The following is a 21607-nucleotide window of genomic DNA, read 5'->3' as shown; positions in this document are numbered from 1 at the left end:
AAAGTCAACGAAAGCGATGCCGTCAGGCTGTGCGTGACTCAGTACGCCGGGAAGTCGTCGACGTACTCGTCGATGTACTCGAAGACCTGGGCCCACAGGTTCGGGTGGGCCTCCAGCAGGCCCAGGCCGTCCAGCCGGGCGTCGAACTCCTCGATCGCCTCGTCCCGGCCGATCCCGTCCACCCGCGCGACGGTCTGCGCCGCCAGGCCGAGGACGCGGACGAACAGCGGCAGCGAGGGCGCGTACCGGCCGCCGTAGCCGCGGCCCCAGTCCCACCCGTCGGGGCTGAACAGGTCGACCGCACCGCTGCCGGCGTCCAGCACGAACACCGCGTCGGTGTGCTCCATCACCTTGAAGCAGCTGTCGGAGACCGCGCCGTCACCGGTCGGCCGCGACGCCCCGTACAGCCCGTCCACGTCCTGCGCCCACAGCCCCTCCTCCCGCAGGAAGAGCGAGTCCAGCCCGATCCGCCCGACCTTCGCGCACGGCAGCCCGACCTCGGTGAGGAACGCCCTCGTCGGCCCGTGGGTCAGCGCCGGCGGCAGCTGCTCCGCCGTCGGCCGCCACACGCCGCCCGCGCCGAACACCCGCTCCACCCACCCGGCGTCCGGAACCCCACCCGGCGCGTCCACCACGTCCATGCCCACTCCCCCACTGCCGAGACCCGCGTACCCGTGCGGCTGCAACCGTGCCACACCGGGCCGCGTCCACGGTGCGACGGACCTCCCGTCGTTCCGTCACCTCGAAGAGGGACGCGTGCGCACGATTCCGGGCCGCGGGCTCCGAGACGGCGGGCGGCGTCAGCCGGACGACTCCGCCTCGCGGGCCTGCCGCCAGGTCGGGGCCTCCAGGAAGTGGTTGTCGAAGCGCTCCTGGCTCGCCAGCAGCTCCTCCACGGTCGCCTCGCCGCGGCGCAGCCGCTCCAGGGTGCGGAAGTACTCGAAGCGCTCGACACCCGGGGCGATCACGATCAGCAGGTCCGCCCCGGAGGACCGCGGCGCCGCGAAGGCGTGCGGGAGGTGCGGCGGCACCACCAGCAGGTCGCCGGCGTGCGCGGTGACCACGTCCTCGCCGACCAGCACCTGCAGTTCGCCCTCGGTGACGTAGAACAGCTCGGACGAGCCCGTGTGGAAGTGCGGCGTCGCCCCGTCCGCGCCGCGCGCCAGGGTGACCCGGACGGTGCTCAGCGCCCCGCCGGTGGCGCTCGCGTCGGCGAGCAGCCGCATGGTGCTCCCGCCCAGGCCGAAGGTCTCGGCCTCCTCGCTGCGCACCAGTACGGCCTTGTGCCCCATCAACGACATGGTGGATCCCCGTCCCCTCGTACCGTCGATTCCACGAGCGACAGTACTGCGTCTGACTATCTCCCATCGAATAGCATTCCGGCATGGACGAAGTCGACGTGATCGTGGAGCAGTGGCAGCGCGAGCGCCCCGAACTGGACCTCGCCGCCGTCGGCACCGCCGGGCGGTTCGGCCGGTTCGCGATGCTCGCGGGGCGGGTCGTCGACGACGGCTTCAAGCAACACGGCCTGCAGCGCGGGGAGTTCGATGTCCTCGCCGCACTGCGCCGGTCCGGCCCGCCCTACGAGCTGATCCCGTCCGTGCTGGCGGCGTCGCTGATGATGTCCCGGGCCGGCATGACCAGCCGCCTCGACCGCCTGGAGGCCGCCGGCCTGGTCGAGCGGCGGCTCGACCCCGCCGACCGCCGCAGCTTCCTGGTCGCCCTCACCGACGAGGGCACGACCACGGTCGACGCCGCGATGACCGACCACGCCGCCGACGAGGCCCGACTGCTCGCCCCGCTCACCGACGCCGAACACGCCGCCCTCGACGCGATCCTGCGCAAGCTCCTCGCCGCGGTCGAACCCGAACGCCCCTGAACCCGGCCGTGGTGCCGCTACCCGCGGCCTCGGCCGGCCTCGTGGGCGGCCAGCTCCTCGGCGTTGCCCAGGAAGGCCGGACCGCAGGGTCGCGGCAGGCGCTCGACGACCATCGCGACGGCCAGCTGCGCGCTGCCGGTCTCGGCGATCCGCGGACTGGTCCGGCTCGGCCCCTCGACGTAGTACCGGCCGTCGCGGAGGGTGCCGATGTAGGGAATGTCCCAGGTGTAGCGGATCTCCGTACACCTGCTGAAGTGCAGCTCCCACATGCCGGTCCAGGGGTGGAGCTGCCGCAGCAGCGGCTCGGCGTGTGCCACCCGCACCAGCTCGGCGAACGGCGCCAGCAGCGGCGAGCGCCCCGGCGGGGCGGGCTCGTCGGCCGCGGCGAGGATCCCGCGCCAGGCCGCTTCGACAGGTCCGCCCATCACGCCGCGACCGGCCGGTAGACGAATCCGGTCAGCGGCGCGAGGACCTTCCAGCCCAGCGTCGCGTAGAGCGCCCGGCCCTCCACGGTCGCGCCCAGGATGCCCGTGGTCACCCCGCGCTCGACGGCGGCGTCCGTCAGCGCGCCCATCACCACCGTCCCGAGGCCGCGCCGCCGGTGGGCCGGCTCGGTGACGATCTGGTCGAAGACGCACGCGGCGTCGGTCAGACCGGCCTGGCCGCACGCCGCGAGGTCCCCGTCGGGGCCCAGGACGCGAACCGACGCGACACCGTCCGCGGTCTGCACCGCGGCCGTGTACCCGTCCGGCGCGTGCACGCGCGAGGGCCGCAGGTCGACGGCCATCAGGAAGCACGGGTCGAGGGGCTCCCACCCGGACGGGAACCACGGCGCCATCTCCTCCTCCGGGACGAACGCCTTGACGCAGGTGGTCGGCTCGGTGACCGACCCGACCAGCCCGCGGGCCACGCCCTCCCCGGTGTCGAGCACGATGTGCCGGACCACCTGTGTCGGCTGCCCGACCTCGATCCGCAGCCCCCACGGCACCTCCACCGGCGCGGGCACCCGCCGGGACACCGCCCACCCCGCCGCCCACGACCGTCCGGTCTCCGACATCAGCCACCCCCGCGTCACGCCCGTCGATTCACGCCGAGGCTACGGCACCGGCGGGCCCGGGTTCACCGGATGCGGGTGCTCCGGCGGAGCGGGCGGGACGAGCCGGGCGCCGTGCGTGGTGTCGACCCGGTCGGCGGACATCAGCTCGACGTCGACGACCAGCGGCGTCGCGAACCCGTCGGCGCGGACGACCCAGCCCAGCACGTCCGCCACGACGTCCGGCCCACCGCCGTCCCGGGGGATGACGGCCCGCCAGCCCATGCCGGGAAGCGCCGCCACGACCGGGCTGTCGACCTCCAGCAGCTTCAGAAAGTCCGACCGGTGCCGCGCGGGCTCCAGCACTCCGATGTGCTCGTTCACCACCAGCGCGTCACCGGAGTCGTCCCACCGCACCACCGGCTGCTTCCGGCCCGGCTGGTTCGCATCCTTCTCCTGCTCGTTCTGGAACACGGCCACCCACCCGGACGGACTGGTCAGCACAGCAGCCTCCTCTCACCGCAACACCCAACCGCCCGTCCCCCCACCCGGTCACGCACCCGTCGCCCGGACGGACGCACACCGGCGGGCGCGGGAGCCGGGCGGACGCTGAGATGGTGCACATGATCGCTACGGCACCGTCCGGTGACACCCCCGCACCCCCGGGCTGGTGGGCCCGCCTGCCACCCGCCGCCGGATCGACCGTGATGGCCACCGGCATCGTGTCCGTCGGCCTGCACCTGGTCGGACGGTCGGTCCTCTCCGGGATCCTGCTCGTGGTCGCCGCCGCCGTGTGGATCCTGCTCGCCACCGCGTTCGCGCTCACCTTCCTCCGCGACCGCAAGCAGTGGACCGCCCACGCCGACACCCCGCCCGCACTGACCGCCGTCGCCGCCACCGCCGTCCTCGGCACCCGGCTGTCGCTGTTCGGCTGGCAGGGCGTCGCGGCCGCCCTGCTGGTGATCGCCGCCGCGGCGTGGCCCGGGCTGCTGGCCGCGGTCCTCCGGCACTGGCACCACCACATGCCCGGCGCGGCCTTCCTGGTCTGCGTCGCCACCGAGGGCCTCGCCGTCCTCTCCGGCACCCTCGCCCTCGCCCACCACGGCACCTGGCTGATCTGGCCGGCCCTGGTCGCGTTCGTCCTCGGGATCGGCCTGTACGTCGCCGCGCTGACCCGCTTCGACCTCCGCCAGGTCACCACCGGACCGGGCGACCACTGGATCGCCGGCGGCGCCCTCGCCATCTGCGCCCTCGCCGCCACCAAGCTCACCGCCTGGCCGTCCTGGACCGGAGCCGCCCACACCGCCCTGCGCACGACCACCCTCGTCCTGCTGACTCTCGACCTCGCCTGGTACCTCGTGCTGTTCACCGCGGAGATCCGCCACCCCCGGCTGCACTACAACATCCGCCGCTGGGCCACCGTCTTCCCGCTCGGCATGACCGCGGTCGCCACCCTCTCCACCTCCACCGCCGCGCACATCGCCTGGCTGCGCCCGGTCGGCCAGGTCCTGCTCTGGATCGCCGTCGCCGCGTGGCTGCTCACCGCGGCCCTGCTCGTCGCCGACACCGTCCTCCGGCGCGAAGCCCCGCCCGAGAAGGTGTCCGTCGGCCAGCCGACGGGGCGTAGGTTGGGCGGGTGACGACCACCGCACCGAACGAGGCATTCCTGCAGGCGTTCCACGCCGAGTACCCGGCAGCGACCACCGAGGCGTTCGGCGGCGGCCGGGCTCCGGACGGCCGGTCCAGCTACGAGATCCTCCGCGACCGGGTCGCCGGGAGCACGCGGGTGCTGGACCTCGGCTGCGGCGACGGCCACCTGCTCGAACTGCTGGCCGGGGAGGGCGGGAGGCACCTCGCGGGGGTGGACCTCTCCTCGCACTCCCTGGCGCTGGCACGACGTCGACCGGCGCTCGCCGGAGCGCGGTTGGAAGAGGGCCGGGCTCAGCAACTCCCCTTCGGCGACGACAGCTTCGACGCCTGTGTCTCCCACCTGGCCCTGATGCTGATGGGCGAGATCGAGCAGGTCGCGGCCGAGGTGGCCCGGGTGCTGGCTCCCGGCGGGCTCCTGGCCTGCGTGGTGGGAGGCGGGGCCGTCGGCGGCGAGGCGTTCGAACGGTTCCTCACCCTGTTGCGGCGCACGATCGAGCAGGCGCCTGCCTCGCAGCGCATCCCGGCGCTGGGGGACCGCAGGACCCGCAGCCGCGAGGGGCTCGACGAGGTCCTCGGGCCGGCCGGTTTCACGGCGGTGACCTGGGAGACCGTTCCCATCGACCTCGGCGGACCGGTGGCGCAGGTCTGGGCCGCGGTCGCCGGCCTCTACGATCTCGGCCCGCTCGATCCCGCGACCGTGGGGCGGCTGCGCGAGGCGTTCCTCGCCGAGGTGCAGGACCTGACGACGCCGGACGGACACGTCCCCTGCGGCTTCAAGGTCCACCTCGCGACGGCGCGCCTGCGGTGAGCGGCTCCCCCACCGCGACGGCCCCCGGCGGGCAGGGGCGGTGGGCGGGGACGGTCTGATGGCCGGACGGCCCGATTCATCTGTGCGAACTGCCGGCAGCCGCTCACCGGCGAGGTGCGGAGGGCGCGGCCGTCACGGGACACCGGGAGGCGGCGCCGGGAACGGCCCCGCACCCGGCGCCGCCCGCGGTCTCAGTCCGAGAAGTCCTGGGTCATCCAGACCGTGCCGGAGGCGTCGCGCAGCAGCTCGATGCCGACGTGGTGGAACGCCGGGTTGAGGATGTTGCGGCGGTGGCCGTCGTTCGGCGGCTGCTCGGCGAGCATGCTGTTGGTGAGGCCGAGGGCCATCTTGGCTATCGCGTCGGTGGTGTTGGCGACCGGGCCGCCGTCGCCGATGTTCTCGCCCGCGGTGCCCCACTTGACGCCGGCGGCGCGTTCGCGGTCGCCGAAGGCGGGCTCGCCGGGGCACTGGTGGGACAGGCCGCAGCCGGCCGCCATGGTGTGGTTGTGCGCGTCCGCGCTGGTCTGCAGGCCGACGAGCATCTGCAGCGGGGCGACGCCCTGGGCGGCGCGGGCCTGGTTGATCAGGGCGAGCACCTGGTTGGCCGCGGCGTCGAGGTCGGCGCCGGTGCCGGGCTTGCCGGTGGGTGCCTGGGTGGCCCGCGGGGTGGACGGAGCGGTGGTCCGCGGGGTGCTCGGGGCGGCGGTGGGGGTGCTCGACTGCTGGACGGCGAGGGTGCTGGCCGATCCGCTCGGCAGGCTGGTCGGGCTCGCCGAGTTCTGCGGGGAGGGGGCCACCGGCGGCAGGGCGGTCTGGCTGGAGGCGAGCGGTACGTCGCCGTTGGGGAGGGAGGGGTCGGGGGCGGCGGCCGTCCGGCCGTCCTGCGGGCCGGAGGTGAACAGCACCTTGCTCCCGACCACCGCGCTCGCTGCCGTCGCCGCGACCGCGACCACGGTGAGCAGCGGCTTCGCGGCGGACCGGGTTCTCGCCCGGTGCCGGCCGTTGCCGGCCCGCCGGTGCGATCCGCCGCCCGTCCCGCGTCCGGGCGCGGCGCCCCGGCCCGCCTGGTCCTCGGTCGCGTACTCCGCCATTCCGCACTCCTCAGGTCAACTGCTCTACGCAACAGGAGACCCCCACCGGGGCGGAGGATAACGAAAATCGCGCGAATGTTCACAGAAGCTGCCGGGGCACTTCCGGGCGGGCGTGCTGTCCGCCAATCGGTTGGTCGGCTCGGCGGACTCGCGTTATTGGCATACGTACGGCTCGCGGCCCGGTTATCACTGGTCCATGGGACGGATCCGTGGTGAGTTTCTCGCGTCGCCGCTCGCCCTCGCAGCGCTGTTCACTGCGGCGGTGTGGCCTCTGGTCGGTTCGGGGCCCGCACTGGCGGCGCCCGCCTGCCCGCAGACGACCGTGGTCGGGCACCGCGGCTCGCCCGCCACCGCGCCGGAGAACACGATGGCCTCGTTCGCGGCGGCCGTCCGGGACGGAGCGGACTGGCTGGAGACGGACGTCCTGGTCAGCAAGGACGGCGTCCCGGTGATCCTCCACGATTCGACGCTCGAACGGCTCACCGGCACCAATGGACGGGTCGCCGACCTCACCGTCGCCGAACTGGACCGCCTCCGGATCACGGTCGGGCCCGGCGACCCCCAGCCGATCCCGCACCTGACCGACCTGCTGGACTGGGTGCGCGCGTCCGGTGTCCACCTGCTGCTGGAGATCAAGGAGATCGGCCGCCCGGAGGACGCCACGACCATCGGCCGGCTCGCCGCCGCCAGCGGCGCCGACATCGAGATCACGTCCTTCTACCCCGAGCACCTCAGGACCGCGCACGCGGCCGCGCCCGACCTCCCGCTGACGCTGATCCAGGGCTCCTGGTACGCCCGCGACCCGGAGGGACTGCCGCTGACCGCCATCGCCGTCGAGCACGTCCTCGCGACCCCCGAGCGCACCAGGGCCGAACACGCCGCCGGCCGGGCCGTCTACGGCTGGATCGCCAACGACAGCGGCACCTGGCAGACCCTGCGGGCCAACGGCGTGGACGCGCTCATCACCGACAACCCCGGGGCCGCCCGCGCCTGGCGCGACCAGCAGCCGACCGCCTGCGGGGGGAGCGCGTAGCCGCGGTCAGCGGGCACTCCCGAAGGTCGCGGCGCACAGCACGTTCGCACCCTGGCAGGGGGACGACGGGGTCGGCGACGGGCGGACGCTCCGCGGCACCGCCGCCGACGGCTCCTCCCCCTGCCCGAGGAGCAGCGTCACCGCCGACCCGCCGGCCATCAGCACCGCCCAGACGATCACCGCACCGCGCTGCCACCGCTTCAAGATCTTCCCCCGTGTGTCCGGCAGCCCCGAACACTACGTCCGCGGCCGGAGCCCGTCCAGGACGAGCTCCGGCCCGCACGGCGACCGGGCACGGCGCGCTCGTCACGGCACCGGGCGGCCCCGCGCCGTGAGTACGGTTCAGGCGGTCGGCGGCGAGGCCGCCGCGCGCAGCGCGGGCAGATTGTCGGCGAGGAACGCGTCGACGGTGCGGGCGGGACGGCCCAGCAGGTCGGGGACGGCGGTGGTGACCTCGTTCAGGGAGCCCGCGGCGACCTCGCGCAGCAGGTGGGCCAGGTCGTCGGCGAAGCCGTCCGGCACGCCCTGCCCGGCGAGGGAGGCGGCGAGGTCGTCGGGGGAGAGTTCGACCCGTCCGACCGGGCGGCCCAGCGCGGCGGAGATCCGCTCGGCGAGGCGGGCGTCGGTGAGGGCCTGCGGCCCGGTCAGGACGAAGGTCTCCCCCGGGCGCGGCGGGCCGGTGAGCAGGACCTCGGCGCAGTCGGCGATGTCCCGGCAGTCGATGTGGGAGACCGGGGCGTCGCCGTAGCGGCCGATCAGCCGCCCGTCGGGGGTGAACGCGCCCGGGCCGAGCAGGTTCTGCAGGAAGCCGGACGGCTGGAGGACGGTCCAGGGCAGGCCTGACCGCGCCAGGCGCCGGTCGAGCTCCCAGTGCGCGCCCTCGGCGAGCTTCCCCCCGGCCTTGGCGTGCCAGACGGACACCTTGACCACCCGCTCCACGCCCGCCGCCCGCGCGGCGTCGATCACGGCGGAGAGCCGGCGGACCATCGGCTGTTCCCCCTCCACCGCCTGGGCGCCGGGCCCGTTGAGGAAGAGCCGGTCCACGCCCGCGAACGCGGCGGTGAGCGAACCCGGGTCGTCGAAGTCGCCCACCACCCAGTCACAGCCGAGGGCCTGCCCCTTGGCCGCGTCCCGCACCAGGGCTCGGAACTCGGCCTTCCGGTCGCCGAGTCGGCGTACCAGGTGACGCCCGATGGAGCCGGTGGCTCCGGTAACCAGGATCACGACGCGCCCTCCACTGGTCCCGCCCCAGTAAACTGAGGCACCCTCAGATAAAGTGAGTAAGTCGAGGATGCCTCGACTTATCCGGGAGCGCAAGGGAGACCCCCATGCCCGACACCCCCCGACGCCGGCCGCGCGCCGACGCCCGGCGCAACCGGGAGCGCCTGCTCGCCGAGGCCGACGCCACCTTCCGCAGCGAAGGCACCGGGGCCTCCCTGGAGGCCGTCGCCCGCCGCGCCGGCGTCGCCATCGGCACCCTCTACGGGCACTTCCCCACCCGCACAGCGCTGATCGCCGCCCTGCTGGACGAGCGCAACCAGGCCCTCTTCGCGCACGGCGACGAGCTCACCCACCACCCCGACCCGGCGGCCGCCCTGGCCGAATGGATCCGCTCCGTCGTCCGGCACGCGGCCGCCTACCAGGGCCTCGCCGCACAGCTCGCCTCCGGGGCGGACGAACTCCACGACTCCTGCCTGCGGATGACCGCCATCGGCGACCGCCTCACCGACCGCGCCCGCGCCGCCGGAGCCCTCCGCGGCGACACCACCGGCGCCGACGTCTTCACCCTGATGAACGCCGCCGCCTGGACCCGCGAACACGACACCCCCGCCCAGGCCGACCGCCTGCTCGACCTCACCCTGGCCGGTATCCTCACCTCCCCCGCCCACCAGCCGCAGGACACCCCCACCGGCCCCTGACCGCCGGCCCGGATGTGCGCCGCCCGACAAGTTCCGTCCGACGGTCCGTCACATTCTCCGCTCCCGACGCGTCATACCGGTAGGCCGGCGAACACGCGCCGGTGCGACAGTCGCAGCCCAAGGAGCAAGGCACATGAAGGCGCACGTCAGCTCGATCCTGCTCGGTGTCCGGGACCTGGACCGGGCCAAGCGGTTCTACAGCGAGGGCCTCGGCTGGAAGATCCAGAACGACTTCGGCATCTCGGTGTTCTTCGAGTCGGACGGCGCCTCGCCGGTCGGCTTCTACGACCGCAAGGGCCTGGCCGCCCAGGTGGGTACGGACGCGGAGGGCAGCGGCTTCAGCGGGCTGGTCCTGACGTACGTCGTCCGCAGCGAGGCGCGGGTCGACGAGATCATGGCGGAGGCCTCGGCGGCCGGCGCCACGGTCGTCAAGCCCGCCGGCGCGCTGCCGTGGGGCGGGTACGGCGGCACCTTCGCCGACCCGGACGGCTACATCTGGAGCCTCGGCTACAGCGACGCGGGTGTCGACCAGCCCTACGCCGAGTAGCAGCCGAGCAGCGGCGGTCCGGCGCCCGGCCCGGCGACACGTCCAGCCACAGGAGAAGAGATCATGAAGTTTCTGGCCCATGTCGAGCCGCCCGAGCCCATGCGGGGCCTGGAGGTTCCGCCCGAGGTGGTCGAGGCCCTCGGCGGGGGCGCGCGGCCGCCGGTGACGATCACGGTCAACGGACATGTGTGGAAGAGCCGGGTCGCGATCCTGCGCGGACGCCACCTGCTCGGCCTCAGCAACGCCAACCGCCACGCCGCGGGTGTCGAGATCGGCGAGGAGGTCGAGGTGGAGGTGGAGCTGGACACCGAGCCGCGCGTCGTCGTCGAACCGGACGACTTCGCCCGGGCCCTGGACGCCGACCCGGCGGCCCGGGCCGCGTACGACGGGCTCTCGTTCAGCCACCGGCGCGAGCACGTGCGCGCCGTCGAGAGCGCGAAGAAGCCGGAGACGCGGCAGCGGCGGATCGAGAAGGCGATCGCCGCCCTGCGGGGCTGACCTCGGCCCGGGTGCACCCGGTGGCGCGCGGGCCGGCGGCCGCGCGCCACCGGCCGGATGCGGAGGCAAACCGTCCCCAGGCGGTTCGGCGTCGGCTGACAAAGACTCAGGGGCCGGAGGTAAAGGGCCGGTTCGGATGTGCCCCGCCCTCCTTGTTCGACATGAGCATGCCCCTCTAGCGTCGGACGCCGACCCCCGGATTCCCGGGGGCGCACCGGGTTCGACGGCGGCCCCACGCCCGCCGTCGACCCCCGCCCCGCCGCGCGCCCGGACACCCTCCGTCCGCGCGGCCCGGCGCGCACCGCTTCCGGTCACCCCAGCCACAGGAGGCACGTCCGCATGCGCACTCCCGCCGCAGCCCGCCGCACGGCCCTCGCCGTCACGGGCGCCGCCGCCCTCGCCCTCTCCGCCTTCGCGACCGCCGCCCCGGCGGGCGCGGCCGCCGACCCGCAGGTGTACTCCAAGGACGGCACGTCCTGGGTCAGGGCGTGCGACACCCTCGCCCACGGCGACACCATGGCCTGCCACGCGCTGCGCGTGACCAGCGCGGTGGAGCACGTCGACGCCCTGGGCGTCACCCCGAGCGCCGTCCCGTCCGGCTACGGCCCGGGCGACCTGCTGAGCGCGTACAAGCTGCCCGCGAACGGCGGCGCCGGGACGACCGTCGCGATCGTGGACGCCTACAACGACCCCAACGCCGAGTCGGACATGGCGGTCTACCGCTCCCAGTACGGCCTGCCCGCCTGCACCAAGGCCAGCGGCTGCTTCCGGCAGGTCAACCAGACCGGCGGCAGCAGCCTCCCGGCGAACAACACCGGCTGGGCGGGCGAGATCTCGCTCGACCTCGACATGGTCTCGGCGATCGCCCCCAACGCGAAGATCGTCCTGGTCGAGGCGAGCAGCGCGACCATGGCCAACCTCGGCACCTCGGTGAACACCGCGGTCGGCCTCGGCGCGAGGTTCGTCTCCAACAGCTACGGCGGCGGCGAGTCCTCCGCCGACACCTCCTACGACTCCTCGTACTTCAACCACCCGGGGGTCGCCATCACCGTCTCCTCCGGCGACTCCGCGTACGGCGCGGAGTACCCGGCCGCCTCCCGGTACGTGACCGCGGTCGGCGGCACCGCCCTCAAGCGGTCCTCCTCCACCGCCCGCGGCTGGACGGAGAGCGTCTGGCTCACCAACTCCACCGAGGGCACCGGCTCGGGCTGCTCCAAGTACGACGCCAAGCCCACCTGGCAGAAGGACACCGGCTGCGCCAAGCGCACCGTCGCCGACGTGTCCGCCGTCGCCGACCCGGCCACCGGTGTCGCGGTGTACCAGACCTACGGCGGCAGCGGCTGGGCGGTGTACGGCGGCACCAGCGCCTCCGCGCCGATCATCGCCGGCGTGTACGCGCTGGGCGGCACCCCGTCCAGCGGTTCCGCCCCGGCGTCCTTCCCGTACGCCCACACCACCGCCCTGTTCGACGTGACCACCGGCTCCAACGGCAGCTGCTCGCCGGCCTACCTCTGCAAGGCCGGCGCCGGCTACGACGGCCCGACCGGCCTCGGCACGCCGAACGGCACCGCGGCCTTCAAGGGCTGACGCCCCCACCGACCGCAGCCCGGGCGGCCGCCACCCCTGGCCGGTGGCGGCCGCTCGGGCCTGCCGCGCGAAAGGAGTTCACACGTCAACCCACCGGGCCGGCGCCACCATTTCCGGTGAACGCCGCGCGGGGCTTCCGTACACCAACGGATCCGGCCGAGAGCATGGGTGCACACGAACCACCATCCCTGGTTCCCGCGAAAGGCGGCATCCCATGAGCGACCCCATGGCCGACGGCGCACCCACCCCGATCACCCCGAACCAGCTGGCGAAGGTGCAGAGTTCGGGGCTCTGGTCCTCGGCCACCACCGTCTCGCCCGAGGCCGCCGGGGTGGGCGAGGCGCTGGTCGCCACGCTGAACGGCTCCGCCGAGCAGCCGCTGCTGACGCCCGAGCTGCAGCAACTGGTGGGCGACGTGCAGCAGATCGCCACCTTCGACTGGCCGTACATCACCGCGCACGACGGCGTCCGGCTCTCCGCGCACACCATCCGGATCAACGACGGCAAGCCGCACCCGGTGGTCGTCGTCCCGTCCGGGTGGACGCCGTTCGGCTGGGTGCTGTTCGAGTACCTCTACCTGCGGCTGGCCCTGCGCGGCTACCACGTGATCGCGTACTCCCCGCGCGGCATCGGCCTGACCCTCCCGCTCTCCGACGACCGGTACCTCGACGCCCCGTTCACCTCCAAGGGCTTCGTGGACGTGGCCGGGCCGAACGACTGGCGCGACGGCTCCACGGTGATCGACTACGCGCAGCAGTACTTCGAGCCGAGCTCGATCGCGTTCTTCGGCGAGTCCTACGGTTCGGGCATCAGCCAGCTGGTGGCGGCCAACGACCCGGCGGCCCGGGTCAGCGCCGTGGTGGCGCTGAGCACCTGGGGCGACCTGGAGGCGGCCCTGCTCGGCAACGACACCCGGCACCTGGCCGCCGTCGAGGCGCTCGCCGCGTTCACCGGCGGGCCGGAGGAGCACAAGTTCGACCCGGCCACCCGGCAGCTGCTCAAGGACTTCCGCGAGGGCGAGAACCTCGACGACGTCCGCGACTGGATGCGGGAGCGCTCGCCGCGCACCTACCTCGCCGAGACCAACGCCCGCTCCGTCCCGACCTTCTTCTCCAACACCTGGCACGAGACGCTGTTCCCGGTCAACGGCGCGCTGGCCGTGTTCGAGGCGCTGACCGGCCCCAAGCACCTGAACCTGTGGATCGGCGACCACGCCGCACCCGAGGGCAACGGGCTGATCATGCCCGGCGAGAACGTCCCGGTGGACGAGGCGCTCGCCTGGCTCGACCACCACGTCCTGGGCAAGGCCAACGAGGCGCCCGGCTGGAAGCCGGTCCGCAGCCAGCTGATGTTCGCCCCCACCGTCCGTGAGGACAGCGCGAGTTGGGCCGAGGTGACCGAGCGCACCGAGCAGCTGTACCTGGGTGCGGCGGCCGGCGGCCAGGACGGCGTGCTCGGCACGGCGCCCGCCGCCGGCTGGCAGGTGTCGTTCACCACCGGCCAGCTCACCGAGGCCAAGGCCGTGGACGAGCTGCTGACCACCGGCCAGCAGGAGTGGAAGGGCAATCCGAAGTCGTACGCGACCGGGAAGTTCGACCGCCGTTACCTCGCCACCTGGGTCTCCCCCGCCGGGGCGCGCAAGGTGCGCGGCGTCCCGCGCGTCCGGCTGACCGTCACCCCCGCCGCCGAGTCGGCGACGCTGGTGGCCTACCTGTTCGACCTCGCCCCGGACGGCAGCGCCCGCATCATCACCCACGAGCCGTACACGCTCACCGGGGCCGAGGCGGGCAAGCCCACCACCGTCGAGTGGGACCTCCAGGGCGCCGCCTACGACGTCGCCGCCGACCACAGGGTGATGCTGGTGGTCAACGCCAAGGACAAGCTCTACTCCGACGCCAACCCGCCCCTCGCCGCCCTCGACCTCGACTCCCCCGCCGGCCGCGAGTCCCGCCTCGACCTGCCGCTCGGCTGACCCACCGCCCCCGGGCGGTCAGGACCGGTCGTCGGGGACGAGCACCAGGTCGAAGGCCATGCTCGTCCACGGCGTCCGGCGGTGCGTCCCGTCGGGGGCGGGGCCGGCGGGGTGGTGTTCGGCGTCGACGACGAGGCTGTCCCTGACACCGAACACCACGTCGTCCGCGAGGTACGGGTCGCCCGCCACGAAGACGTGGGTGACCAGGGTCCGGTGGCCCGGTGCGGCGGCCCGGAAGTGCAGGTGGGCCGGGCGCATCGGACGCCGGCCGGCGGCGGCGAGGAGGTCGCCGACCGGGCCGTCGCACGGGATCGGGTACGCCGCGGGCAGGACGGTCCAGAAGCGGTACCCGCCGTCGGGGTCCGTCGCCAGCCGGCCGCGGCCCGCCGAGCGGTCGCCGGCGTACTGGACGTCGTAGAAGCCGTCGGCGTCGGCGCCCCAGACGTCCACGCGCGCGCCACCGACGGGCGTGCCGTCCAGGGACCGCACCCGGCCCGAGACGAAGCACGGCGGCCCGGCGGCCCCGCGCCCGAGGTCCCCGCCGAGCGGGATCTCGGGCGCGTCCTCGGCGAAGAACGGCCCCAGCACGGTCGCCTCGGTCGCCCCCGGCGCACCGTGCTCGTTGATGGCGACGGTGAGCATGGACAGCCCGAGCACGTCGGACAGCATGACGAACTCCTGCCGACGCTCGTCGGTGATCCGGCCGGCCCGGGCGAGGAAGCCGACCGCGCCCTCCCACTCCGCCTCGCTGAGCCGCACCTCCCGGGCGAAGGCGTGCAGGTGCCGGACCAGGCTCCGCATCACCTCGCGCAGCCTCGGGTCGGGGGCGCCGTCGAAGCTCGCGAGCACGCGGTCGGTCACCGCCTGCTCCGGGTCCGCGGCGACGGGGTGCTCGATCGTCATGTGTTCTCCCTGCAGGCGGCGGAACCACTCCTCCACCGGTCAAACGGTTGACCGCGCCGTCCGTCACGCGAGGACGCGAGTGCCCCGCCGCCTCTTCGGCTCCCGGCTCCCGGCGGCCGCGGCCGTCAGCCGAAGAGGCGGGCCAGCGCGAGTCCGGCAGCGCCCTGGGGGACGGCGAGGCCGGTGGCGCGGCCGAGGGTGACGTGCTGCCAGTGCGGGTCGGGCAGGCGGTCGCCGAGCTCGGCCCGGATCGCGGCCTCGTACGGCGCGGGGTCCGCGAGGAGCGCGGCGCCGCCGAGGACCACCTCCTCGACGTCGAGCAGCCGGACCAGGTTGGCGACGCCGATGGCGAGCGCGGTCGCGGCGTCCGCGGTGCGGCCGGCGCGCAGGGCATCGAGGCAGACGGCCTCCAGGCACCCCCGGGCGCCGCAGGCGCACGGCGGGCCGGCCGGGTCGATGCACTGGTGGCCGAACTCGCCGGCGTTGGTCCGCGCGCCGCGCTGGACGTGCCCGCCGAGGACCAGGCCGGCCCCGAGGCCGTCGCCGAGGTAGACGAAGGCGCGGTTGTCGGGGCCCAGGCCGCCGAGGACGCCGGCGGTGGTGTTCTTCTCCACCAGGACCGGCAGCCCGGTGCGGGTCTCCAGGGCCTCGCGCAGGTGCAGGCCGTGCCAGCTGGGCATGCCGGTGACCTGGTGCAGGACGCCGTCGCGGGTGTCGAGCGGCCCCGGGCAGGCCACGCCCAGGCCCAGCACGTGGCCCGGCGCGGAGTCCGCCGTCAGGTCGCGGACCGCGGCGGCGATCAGGTCGAGGGTCGGGCCGGGTTCGCCGTCGGGGTCGACCGGCGCCCCGGCCTGCGCGGTGACGGTGCCGGTGAGGTCGACCCGGAGCAGGCGCAGGTCGCGGCGGCCGATCTCGACGCCGAGGGCGCAGCGGGAGCCGGGGACCAGGCGCAGCAGGGTGCGGGGCTTGCCGCTCTGGCCGGCGACGCGTTCCCGGCCGGCCTCGGTGAGCAGGCCGTCGTCGAGCAGGCGCGCGGTGATCTTGCTGATGGCCTGGGCGGTGAGGCCGGTGCGGGTGGCCAGTTCGACCCGGCTGGTGCCGTTGTCGGCCGCGGCGCGTACGGCCCGCAGGACCGCGCTGTCGTTCCGGTCGCGCAGCAGGGCGAGGTTGAGGGCGCCGTGGGGGGCGGGGTCGGTGCTCACCTGTCGATTTTATGGGAGCTTGCCGGTTAGTCCACACTGTTGTTTAACTTGGGGCATGGACCTCAGCACGGACCTCCCGCCCCTCAACGTGGGACTCATCGGCTACGGCATCGCCGGTGCGGTCTTCCACGCGCCCCTGATCAGCACCACGCCGGGCCTGCGCCTCGCCGCCGTGGTGACCTCCGACCCGGCCCGCCGCGAGCAGGCCGCCCGCAGCCACCCGCAGGCCGCGCTGCTCCCGGACGCCGACGCGCTCTGGGCGGCGGCCCCCGAGCTGGGCCTGGACCTGGTCGTGGTCGCCTCCCCCAACCGCACCCACATCCCGCTGGCCACCGCCGCCCTGGAGGCCGGGCTGCCGGTCGTCGTCGACAAGCCGCTCGCCGCCACCTCCGCCGAGGCCGAGAAGCTGGCCGCCCTGGCCGCCGAGCGGGGCCTGCTGCTCAGCGTCTTCCAGAACCGCCGCTGGGACGGCGACTTCCGCACCGTCCGGCAGCTGATCGCCTCCGGCCGGCTCGGCCGGGTCAACCGGTTCGAGTCGCGCTTCGAACGCTGGCGCCCCGAACTCAGCGGCGCCTGGCGGGAACTCGGCGACCCGGCCGAGGCCGGCGGCCTGCTCTTCGACCTCGGCTCCCACCTCGTCGACCAGGCGCTGCAGCTCTTCGGCCCCGCGACCCGGGTCTACGCCGAACTCGACGCCCGCCGCACCGGCGCCGCCACCGACGACGACAGCTTCGTCGCCCTCACCCACGCCGACGGCACCCGCTCCCACCTGTGGATGAGCGCCACCGCCGGCGACCTCGGCCCCCGCTTCCGGGTCCTCGGCTCGCAGGGCGCGTACGTCACCCACGGCCTCGACGGCCAGGAGGACGCGCTGCGCCGCGGCCGCACCCCCGCCGACCCCGACTGGGGCGTCTTCCCCCGCGAGCGCTGGGGCTCCCTGCGCGCCGGCGACACCGTCGAACCGGTGGCCACCCTGCCCGGCACCTACCAGGACTACTACGCGGGCCTGGTCGAGGCACTGCACGGGCGCGGGCCCGTCCCGGTCGCGGCGGGCGACGCCGTCGAGGCGCTGCGCGTCCTGGAGGCCGCCCAGCGCTCCGCCCGCGACGGCACGGCGGTGACCCTGTGACCCCGGACATCGCCGAGCTGGAACGCCAGCACCGCGAACTGCAGCTCCCCACCGCCGACCTGGACGACGCCTGGCGGCTGGGCTCCCTGATCGTCGCCGAGGCCCGGCAGCGGGGCCTCGCGGTCACCGTCGACATCCAGCACGGCGAGCAGCAGGTCTTCCACGCCGCGCTGCCGGGCACGAGCGCCGACAACGACGACTGGATCCGCCGCAAGGCCGCGGTGGTCCGCCGGTTCGGCGAGGCCTCGTACCTGGTGGGCGAGCGCTACCGGGCCAAGGGGCGGGCCTTCGACCTCGACCCGACGCGCTACGCCGCGCACGGCGGCTCCTTCCCCCTGCTGGTGCGCGGCACGGGCATGGTGGGAACGGTCACCGTCTCCGGCCTGCCGCAGGTCGAGGACCACCTCCTGGTCACCGCGTGCCTGGCCCGCTACCTGACGGAGCGCTAGGACCGCCCGCCGACGCCGCGCGGCCGCCCCGCCCGCCGGTGCGCCCGCCGGTGGGCCCGGTCAGGACTCCGGGAGGGACTGCTCCGCCCAGATCACCTTGCCGTCGCGGGTGTGTCGCGTGCCCCAGTTCTTGGACAGCTGGGCGACCAGGAACAGGCCGCGGCCGCCCTCGTCGTAGACCCGGGCCCGCCGCAGGTGGGGCGAGGTGTTGGCGGCGTCCGCGACCTCGCAGATCAGCGTCGACTGGAGGATCAGCCGCAGCGTCGCGGGCTGGCGCCCGTAGCGGATGACGTTGGTGACGAGCTCGCTGACGATGAGTTCGGTGCTGAAGGCCAGGTCGTCCAGCCCCCAGGCGGCGAGCCGGTCGGTGGTGAAGGTCCGCGCGAGCGAGACCGACGACGGGTCCGCCGACAGGTCCAGGGTGGTGACGTGGTCGGCGTCCAGGGCGCGGGTGCGGGCCAGCAGGAGGACGGCGTCGTCGGCGGGCCGCCCCGGCAGCAGGCCGGCCACGATCCGGTCGCAGACCGCCTCCAGCGACGGGCCGGGCCGGCCCAGCAGCCTGCGCAGGTCGGCCAGTCCGCCGACCGGATTGCGGGCGGCGCCCTGGACGAGGCCGTCGGTGAACAGTGCGAGCAGGCTCCCCGCCGGCAGTTCGCACTGAGTGGTCTCGAAGGGGAGGCCTCCGAGCCCCAGCGGCGGCCCGACCCGCGCCTCCACGAAGTGCGCCTGCCCGGACCCGCCGCCCTCGACCACCGCCGGCAGGACGTGCCCCGCGCTGGCCAGCGAGCAGACCCGGGTGACCGGGTCGTACACGGCGTACAGGCAGGTGGCGCTGGTCTCGTCCGGGAGCCGGCCCTCCTCGTGCTGCATCCGGATGACCACGTCGTCGAGGTGGGTGAGCAGCTCGTCCGGCATCAGGTCGACGTCGGCGAGGGTGCGCACCGCGGTGCGCAGCCGGCCCATCGTGGCGGAGGCGTACAGGCCGCGTCCGACGACGTCGCCGACGACCAGGGCGATCCGGGCGCCGGACAGCGGGATCACGTCGTACCAGTCGCCCGCCACGCCGGACCGCGCGCCGGAGGGCAGGTAGCGGACGGCCGTGTCGACGGCGCCGTGCCGGGTGACCAGGCTGGGGAGCAGGTTCTGCTGGAGGGCGAGCGCGGTGGTGCGCTGGTGGGTGTACCGGCGGGCGTTGTCGATGTGGACGGCGGCCCGGGACGCGATCTCCTGGGCCAGCAGCAGGTCGTCGTCGTCGAACGGCGTGGCGTCCCGGTGGCGGAAGAACTGCGCGATGCCGAGCGGGACGCCGCGGGCCCAGAGCGGGGTCATCAGCGCCTCGTGGATGCCGAAGTTCTCGACGGAGTGCCGGTGCGGCTCGGAGTGCGCGGCCCACAGCGGGATGCCGTCGGCGGCGATCCGGTAGCGGGAGGGGTGTCCGGTGCGCACGGCCTCGGCGGGGCCGGAGCCGGGCGGGTAGGTGTGGGTGTGCCCGGTCGGCACCACGGCCTCCGGGTAGCCCTCCAGGACGGAGTGCTGGGCGATCCGGCGCAGCGTCAGGGCGTCGTGGTCGAGCGGCGGGTCCTCCGCGCCGAGCACCGCGTCGAGGAGGTCGACGACCACGAAGTCGGCCAGGTTCTCGACGCCCACCTCGGCGAGCTCCTGCGCGGTGCGGGTGATGTCCAGGCTGGTGCCGATCCGGCGGCCCGCCTCGTTGACCACCATCAGCCGCCGCTGGAGCCGGCGGTCGCGGGCGTCCTGGTACGCGGCCACCGCCTGCCCGGAGGTGCGGTCGACGTACGCGAAGGACAGTTCGATCAGCGCGCCGGCCACCGCGCCGGGGAGCTGCGGGTCGGCGCTGGAGTGCGCCACCTCCTCGCGGAACAGGCCGAGCGCGGCGACGTGGCCCAGCCGGTAGCTGCGCAGCAGCTCGCTGATGTCGCCGCCGTACTCGGCCAGGCGGGTCGCGAAGTCGATGGCGGCCGGTGGCGCCTCGACGGCGGCGGCGTCCCGGCCGTACTCGATGACGTCCAGCACGTTGTCGAGGTGCTGCTGGACGGAGAGCGTGGCGAGCTCGGCGAGGTCCTCGTGCGTCCACACCGTGGGCACCGCCTCGCGCACCCGTACCACCAGCCGCGTGGCCAGCCGGCGGGTGTGCGGCTTGAGCCGGAGCGCGACCTCACGCAGCACGGCGTCGACGTCGATCTCCATGCACCGAATGTAACGGATCTCCGTTTATGTCCCCGATTCCGCCACGTCCGGCGCCGCGGGTTCGGCACCGTCAGGGGCGGGAACGACAGGGGCGGGAACGACAGGGGCGGGAACGACAGGGGCGGGAACGACAGGGGCGGGAACGACAGGGCGCGGCTCCCGGGGAGCCGCGCCCTGCGTCACCGAACGGGCTCAGCGCCCCGCGAGGGCGTGGACGAAGCGGGTGCCGTCGATCGTGCCGAGGCCGGTGGCCAGGTCGTAACCCTTGACGGCCTGGTAGCCGGTCACCTTGTCCCACGAGTTGTCGCCCGCGGTGACGTCGGTGATGCCGCTCCACTGGGACGGCAGGCCGGCGAGCGCGTACATCCGCCAGTTGAGCTGCCCCAGGCGGTGCCCGGCGAGCTGGTCGGCGAGCGCGACCACGCCCGACAGGATCGGCGTGGCCTCGCTGGTGCCGCCGGTCAGGTGCCAGCCGACCCGGGTCGGGTCGTAGGACTCGTACGTCCACGCCGCGCCGTCGACCGCCGCGCTCATGCTGATGTCCGGCGTGCCGCGGTGATTGCCGGTCACCTTCGCCACCCCGGCCTGGTACCACGGGCGGTCGAAGACGCCGGACACGCCGCCGCCGGCCGCGCCGTAGTCGTCGTGCCACGCCTTGTCGGGCGCGGTGCGCCTGCCGTCGTTGTCCAGGGTGAGCTGGGTGCCGCCGACCGAGGTGACCAGCGGGTCCGAGGACGGCCAGGAGTTCACCTTGAACGGGTACAGGTCGCTGCCGTTCTCCATCGCGTCGGTCGCGCCGTTGTCGCCGGACGCGGCCAGCACGGTCACGTCCTTGGCGGCGGCGTACTTGAAGGCGTACCGCAGGCCCTCGACGGACTTGAAGTCGCCCTTGTCGAAGCCCGGGAAGGTGTTCTCGGTCGCGCCGAAGCTCTGCGAAATGACATCACCCTTGCCGGCCTTGATCATCGCCTGCTCGGCGTCCATCATCTCCGGCAGGCCGGTGACGCCCTCGGTCTCGGCGACGCCCGTCTCCACCAGCACGATGTGCGCGTCCGGCGCGACGGCGTGCGCGTACTCCACGTCGAGCGTGGTCTCGCCGGCCCAGCCCGTGTGGTCCGGGTTGGCCGGGTCGAAGGGCGGCACGTCGCCCCACTTGACCACCTCGACCTGGGTGTCCGGGATGCCCCACTGCTTGTCGAAGACCTCCAGGTCGTGCTGGACGGTCGGCGAGCCGAAGGAGTCGACGATGACGATCGTCCGGCCCTTGCCCGTGACGCCCTGCCGGTACAGCGGGTCCAGGTTGTACGCGGCCCGGTACTGCAGCGGCGAGTAGCAGTGGATGCCGATCTGCGACACGCAGTCGGACGTCGATATCGGCGCCGTCCGGGCCGCCGCGTTGATGTGCCCGGCGGACGCCGGACGCAGGTGGAACGCCGGCGCACGGTGCGCGCCGATCGTCTGCGCGGTGGCCGTCGCACCGCTCAGGGCGGTGGCCCCGACGGCGAGCAGCGCCAACGCGCGGACGGTGGTGGAGCGTCGGGGACCCGCGGTGGCGGGGCTGATGCCCAATGAGACTCCTCGGAAGACGGAACCCGGCCTCGGCGGCCGGCGCCCTCCATCCCACCCGCCCCGGCGCGCATGATCCATAGACCGAGCGGGGGTGCGTCATGGCCCCGGTCGGCCACGCGAACGGGTAAAG

The 21607-nt window shown here is 74.3% G+C and carries 23 protein-coding genes; 11 read left to right on the top strand and 12 right to left on the bottom strand.

Translation table 11 applies throughout. The features are described 5' to 3' along the window. Nucleotides 1-38: 38 nt before the first annotated feature. Both ACGFX4_RS36420 and ACGFX4_RS36415 read right to left on the bottom strand, forming a co-directional pair. Nucleotides 39-641 (bottom strand): SUKH-4 family immunity protein, encoded by a 603-nt coding sequence (locus ACGFX4_RS36420; protein ID WP_393084225.1) that lies wholly within the window; start codon nucleotides 639-641, stop codon nucleotides 39-41. A 159-nt stretch (nucleotides 642-800) separates the two neighbouring features. Then, nucleotides 801-1301: a cupin domain-containing protein gene (locus ACGFX4_RS36415; RefSeq protein WP_393084222.1), complete on the bottom strand. Its 501-nt coding sequence runs from the start codon at nucleotides 1299-1301 to the stop codon at nucleotides 801-803. An 83-nt stretch (nucleotides 1302-1384) separates the two neighbouring features. On the opposite strand from ACGFX4_RS36415, the gene ACGFX4_RS36410 reads away from it, so the two are divergent. Next, on the top strand, nucleotides 1385-1879 hold the full coding sequence (locus ACGFX4_RS36410) for a MarR family winged helix-turn-helix transcriptional regulator (protein WP_393084219.1): 495 nt from the start codon (nucleotides 1385-1387) through the stop codon (nucleotides 1877-1879). A 17-nt stretch (nucleotides 1880-1896) separates the two neighbouring features. On the opposite strand, the gene ACGFX4_RS36405 is transcribed toward ACGFX4_RS36410, so the two are convergent. Genes ACGFX4_RS36405 through ACGFX4_RS36395 form a run of 3 tightly spaced genes read right to left on the bottom strand, consistent with a single transcriptional unit; the run spans nucleotide 1897 to nucleotide 3416 of the window. After that, nucleotides 1897-2304, bottom strand: coding sequence for a DUF6193 family natural product biosynthesis protein (locus tag ACGFX4_RS36405; RefSeq protein ID WP_393084216.1), 408 nt, complete (start codon nucleotides 2302-2304; stop codon nucleotides 1897-1899). Beyond that, nucleotides 2304-2936, bottom strand: a complete 633-nt coding sequence (locus tag ACGFX4_RS36400) for a GNAT family N-acetyltransferase (protein ID WP_393084213.1) — start codon at nucleotides 2934-2936, stop codon at nucleotides 2304-2306. The genes ACGFX4_RS36405 and ACGFX4_RS36400 overlap by 1 nt, the downstream gene beginning before the upstream one ends. Nucleotides 2937-2975: 39 nt before the next feature. After that, nucleotides 2976-3416 carry a hypothetical protein gene (locus ACGFX4_RS36395; protein WP_393084211.1) on the bottom strand — a complete coding sequence of 147 codons (441 nt, stop codon included), beginning with the start codon at nucleotides 3414-3416 and terminating at the stop codon, nucleotides 2976-2978. Nucleotides 3417-3535: 119 nt separating this feature from the next. Between ACGFX4_RS36395 and ACGFX4_RS36390 the strand changes: the two genes are divergently transcribed. Then, complete coding sequence (locus ACGFX4_RS36390) at nucleotides 3536-4552, top strand: tellurite resistance/C4-dicarboxylate transporter family protein (RefSeq protein WP_393084209.1); 1017 nt, start codon at nucleotides 3536-3538, stop codon at nucleotides 4550-4552. Continuing rightward, nucleotides 4549-5370, top strand: coding sequence for a class I SAM-dependent methyltransferase (locus ACGFX4_RS36385; RefSeq protein WP_393084205.1), 822 nt, complete (start codon nucleotides 4549-4551; stop codon nucleotides 5368-5370). The genes ACGFX4_RS36390 and ACGFX4_RS36385 overlap by 4 nt, the downstream gene beginning before the upstream one ends. 191 nt (nucleotides 5371-5561) lie before the next feature. Here the strand turns inward: ACGFX4_RS36385 and ACGFX4_RS36380 are convergent, their stop codons facing one another. Further along, nucleotides 5562-6461 (bottom strand): CAP domain-containing protein, encoded by a 900-nt coding sequence (locus ACGFX4_RS36380; protein ID WP_393084202.1) that lies wholly within the window; start codon nucleotides 6459-6461, stop codon nucleotides 5562-5564. Nucleotides 6462-6657: 196 nt separating this feature from the next. Here ACGFX4_RS36380 and ACGFX4_RS36375 point away from each other — a divergent pair, with 196 nt between their 5' ends. Beyond that, the gene (locus ACGFX4_RS36375) at nucleotides 6658-7494 is read left to right on the top strand and encodes a glycerophosphodiester phosphodiesterase (RefSeq protein ID WP_393084198.1); all 837 of its coding nucleotides are present in this window, start codon (nucleotides 6658-6660) and stop codon (nucleotides 7492-7494) included. Nucleotides 7495-7500: 6 nt separating this feature from the next. Here the strand turns inward: ACGFX4_RS36375 and ACGFX4_RS36370 are convergent, their stop codons facing one another. Then, nucleotides 7501-7698, bottom strand: a complete 198-nt coding sequence (locus ACGFX4_RS36370) for a hypothetical protein (RefSeq protein WP_393084195.1) — start codon at nucleotides 7696-7698, stop codon at nucleotides 7501-7503. 138 nt (nucleotides 7699-7836) lie between these two features. Continuing rightward, on the bottom strand, nucleotides 7837-8718 hold the full coding sequence (locus ACGFX4_RS36365) for an NAD(P)H-binding protein (RefSeq protein ID WP_393084193.1): 882 nt from the start codon (nucleotides 8716-8718) through the stop codon (nucleotides 7837-7839). Between the two features lie 104 nt (nucleotides 8719-8822). Here ACGFX4_RS36365 and ACGFX4_RS36360 point away from each other — a divergent pair, with 104 nt between their 5' ends. From ACGFX4_RS36360 to ACGFX4_RS36340, 5 genes are all read left to right on the top strand, one after another. After that, nucleotides 8823-9413, top strand: a complete 591-nt coding sequence (locus ACGFX4_RS36360) for a TetR/AcrR family transcriptional regulator (protein ID WP_393084190.1) — start codon at nucleotides 8823-8825, stop codon at nucleotides 9411-9413. A 133-nt stretch (nucleotides 9414-9546) separates the two neighbouring features. Then, nucleotides 9547-9960: a VOC family protein gene (locus ACGFX4_RS36355; RefSeq protein ID WP_393084187.1), complete on the top strand. Its 414-nt coding sequence runs from the start codon at nucleotides 9547-9549 to the stop codon at nucleotides 9958-9960. A 63-nt stretch (nucleotides 9961-10023) separates the two neighbouring features. Next, nucleotides 10024-10458 carry a YdeI/OmpD-associated family protein gene (locus ACGFX4_RS36350; RefSeq protein WP_393084184.1) on the top strand — a complete coding sequence of 145 codons (435 nt, stop codon included), beginning with the start codon at nucleotides 10024-10026 and terminating at the stop codon, nucleotides 10456-10458. A 339-nt stretch (nucleotides 10459-10797) separates the two neighbouring features. After that, the gene (locus ACGFX4_RS36345) at nucleotides 10798-12045 is read left to right on the top strand and encodes a peptidase S8 (RefSeq protein WP_393084181.1); all 1248 of its coding nucleotides are present in this window, start codon (nucleotides 10798-10800) and stop codon (nucleotides 12043-12045) included. A 214-nt stretch (nucleotides 12046-12259) separates the two neighbouring features. After that, nucleotides 12260-14017, top strand: coding sequence for an alpha/beta fold hydrolase (locus ACGFX4_RS36340; protein ID WP_393084178.1), 1758 nt, complete (start codon nucleotides 12260-12262; stop codon nucleotides 14015-14017). An 18-nt stretch (nucleotides 14018-14035) separates the two neighbouring features. Here the strand turns inward: ACGFX4_RS36340 and ACGFX4_RS36335 are convergent, their stop codons facing one another. Both ACGFX4_RS36335 and ACGFX4_RS36330 read right to left on the bottom strand, forming a co-directional pair. After that, the gene (locus ACGFX4_RS36335; RefSeq protein WP_393084175.1) at nucleotides 14036-14920 is read right to left on the bottom strand and encodes a dioxygenase; all 885 of its coding nucleotides are present in this window, start codon (nucleotides 14918-14920) and stop codon (nucleotides 14036-14038) included. A gap of 125 nt (nucleotides 14921-15045) precedes the next feature. Beyond that, the gene (locus tag ACGFX4_RS36330) at nucleotides 15046-16122 is read right to left on the bottom strand and encodes an ROK family protein (RefSeq protein ID WP_393084172.1); all 1077 of its coding nucleotides are present in this window, start codon (nucleotides 16120-16122) and stop codon (nucleotides 15046-15048) included. Nucleotides 16123-16177: 55 nt separating this feature from the next. On the opposite strand from ACGFX4_RS36330, the gene ACGFX4_RS36325 reads away from it, so the two are divergent. Further along, the gene (locus ACGFX4_RS36325) at nucleotides 16178-17251 is read left to right on the top strand and encodes a Gfo/Idh/MocA family oxidoreductase (RefSeq protein WP_393084169.1); all 1074 of its coding nucleotides are present in this window, start codon (nucleotides 16178-16180) and stop codon (nucleotides 17249-17251) included. Further along, nucleotides 17248-17700, top strand: coding sequence for a heme-degrading domain-containing protein (locus ACGFX4_RS36320; protein WP_393084166.1), 453 nt, complete (start codon nucleotides 17248-17250; stop codon nucleotides 17698-17700). Before ACGFX4_RS36325 ends, ACGFX4_RS36320 begins: the two co-directional genes overlap by 4 nt. Before the next feature lie 60 nt (nucleotides 17701-17760). Here the strand turns inward: ACGFX4_RS36320 and ACGFX4_RS36315 are convergent, their stop codons facing one another. Together ACGFX4_RS36315 and ACGFX4_RS36310 are read right to left on the bottom strand one after the other, a co-directional pair. After that, the gene (locus ACGFX4_RS36315; protein WP_393084163.1) at nucleotides 17761-19908 is read right to left on the bottom strand and encodes a SpoIIE family protein phosphatase; all 2148 of its coding nucleotides are present in this window, start codon (nucleotides 19906-19908) and stop codon (nucleotides 17761-17763) included. Between the two features lie 192 nt (nucleotides 19909-20100). Next, nucleotides 20101-21477, bottom strand: coding sequence for a S8 family serine peptidase (locus tag ACGFX4_RS36310; RefSeq protein ID WP_393084160.1), 1377 nt, complete (start codon nucleotides 21475-21477; stop codon nucleotides 20101-20103). Between the last annotated feature and the right edge of the window lie 130 nt (nucleotides 21478-21607).

The organism is Kitasatospora sp. NPDC048365, assembly GCF_043200835.1.
In the GTDB taxonomy this organism is placed as follows: Bacteria; Actinomycetota; Actinomycetes; order Streptomycetales; family Streptomycetaceae; genus Kitasatospora; species Kitasatospora terrestris.
This window is presented reverse-complemented; position numbering and strand designations above follow the sequence as displayed.

What these genes read in the sequence shown, in the direction of transcription:
- ACGFX4_RS36420 (WP_393084225.1), bottom strand. Translation starts at nt 641, where the DNA reads ATGGACGTGGTGGACGCGCCGGGTGGGGTTCCGGACGCCGGGTGGGTG.
- ACGFX4_RS36415 (WP_393084222.1), bottom strand. Translation starts at nt 1,301, where the DNA reads ATGTCGTTGATGGGGCACAAGGCCGTACTGGTGCGCAGCGAGGAGGCC.
- ACGFX4_RS36410 (WP_393084219.1), top strand. Translation starts at nt 1,385, where the DNA reads ATGGACGAAGTCGACGTGATCGTGGAGCAGTGGCAGCGCGAGCGCCCC.
- ACGFX4_RS36405 (WP_393084216.1), bottom strand. Translation starts at nt 2,304, where the DNA reads ATGGGCGGACCTGTCGAAGCGGCCTGGCGCGGGATCCTCGCCGCGGCC.
- ACGFX4_RS36400 (WP_393084213.1), bottom strand. Translation starts at nt 2,936, where the DNA reads ATGTCGGAGACCGGACGGTCGTGGGCGGCGGGGTGGGCGGTGTCCCGG.
- ACGFX4_RS36390 (WP_393084209.1), top strand. Translation starts at nt 3,536, where the DNA reads ATGATCGCTACGGCACCGTCCGGTGACACCCCCGCACCCCCGGGCTGG.
- ACGFX4_RS36380 (WP_393084202.1), bottom strand. Translation starts at nt 6,461, where the DNA reads ATGGCGGAGTACGCGACCGAGGACCAGGCGGGCCGGGGCGCCGCGCCC.
- ACGFX4_RS36375 (WP_393084198.1), top strand. Translation starts at nt 6,658, where the DNA reads ATGGGACGGATCCGTGGTGAGTTTCTCGCGTCGCCGCTCGCCCTCGCA.
- ACGFX4_RS36360 (WP_393084190.1), top strand. Translation starts at nt 8,823, where the DNA reads ATGCCCGACACCCCCCGACGCCGGCCGCGCGCCGACGCCCGGCGCAAC.
- ACGFX4_RS36355 (WP_393084187.1), top strand. Translation starts at nt 9,547, where the DNA reads ATGAAGGCGCACGTCAGCTCGATCCTGCTCGGTGTCCGGGACCTGGAC.
- ACGFX4_RS36350 (WP_393084184.1), top strand. Translation starts at nt 10,024, where the DNA reads ATGAAGTTTCTGGCCCATGTCGAGCCGCCCGAGCCCATGCGGGGCCTG.
- ACGFX4_RS36345 (WP_393084181.1), top strand. Translation starts at nt 10,798, where the DNA reads ATGCGCACTCCCGCCGCAGCCCGCCGCACGGCCCTCGCCGTCACGGGC.
- ACGFX4_RS36340 (WP_393084178.1), top strand. Translation starts at nt 12,260, where the DNA reads ATGAGCGACCCCATGGCCGACGGCGCACCCACCCCGATCACCCCGAAC.
- ACGFX4_RS36335 (WP_393084175.1), bottom strand. Translation starts at nt 14,920, where the DNA reads ATGACGATCGAGCACCCCGTCGCCGCGGACCCGGAGCAGGCGGTGACC.
- ACGFX4_RS36325 (WP_393084169.1), top strand. Translation starts at nt 16,178, where the DNA reads ATGGACCTCAGCACGGACCTCCCGCCCCTCAACGTGGGACTCATCGGC.
- ACGFX4_RS36315 (WP_393084163.1), bottom strand. Translation starts at nt 19,908, where the DNA reads ATGGAGATCGACGTCGACGCCGTGCTGCGTGAGGTCGCGCTCCGGCTC.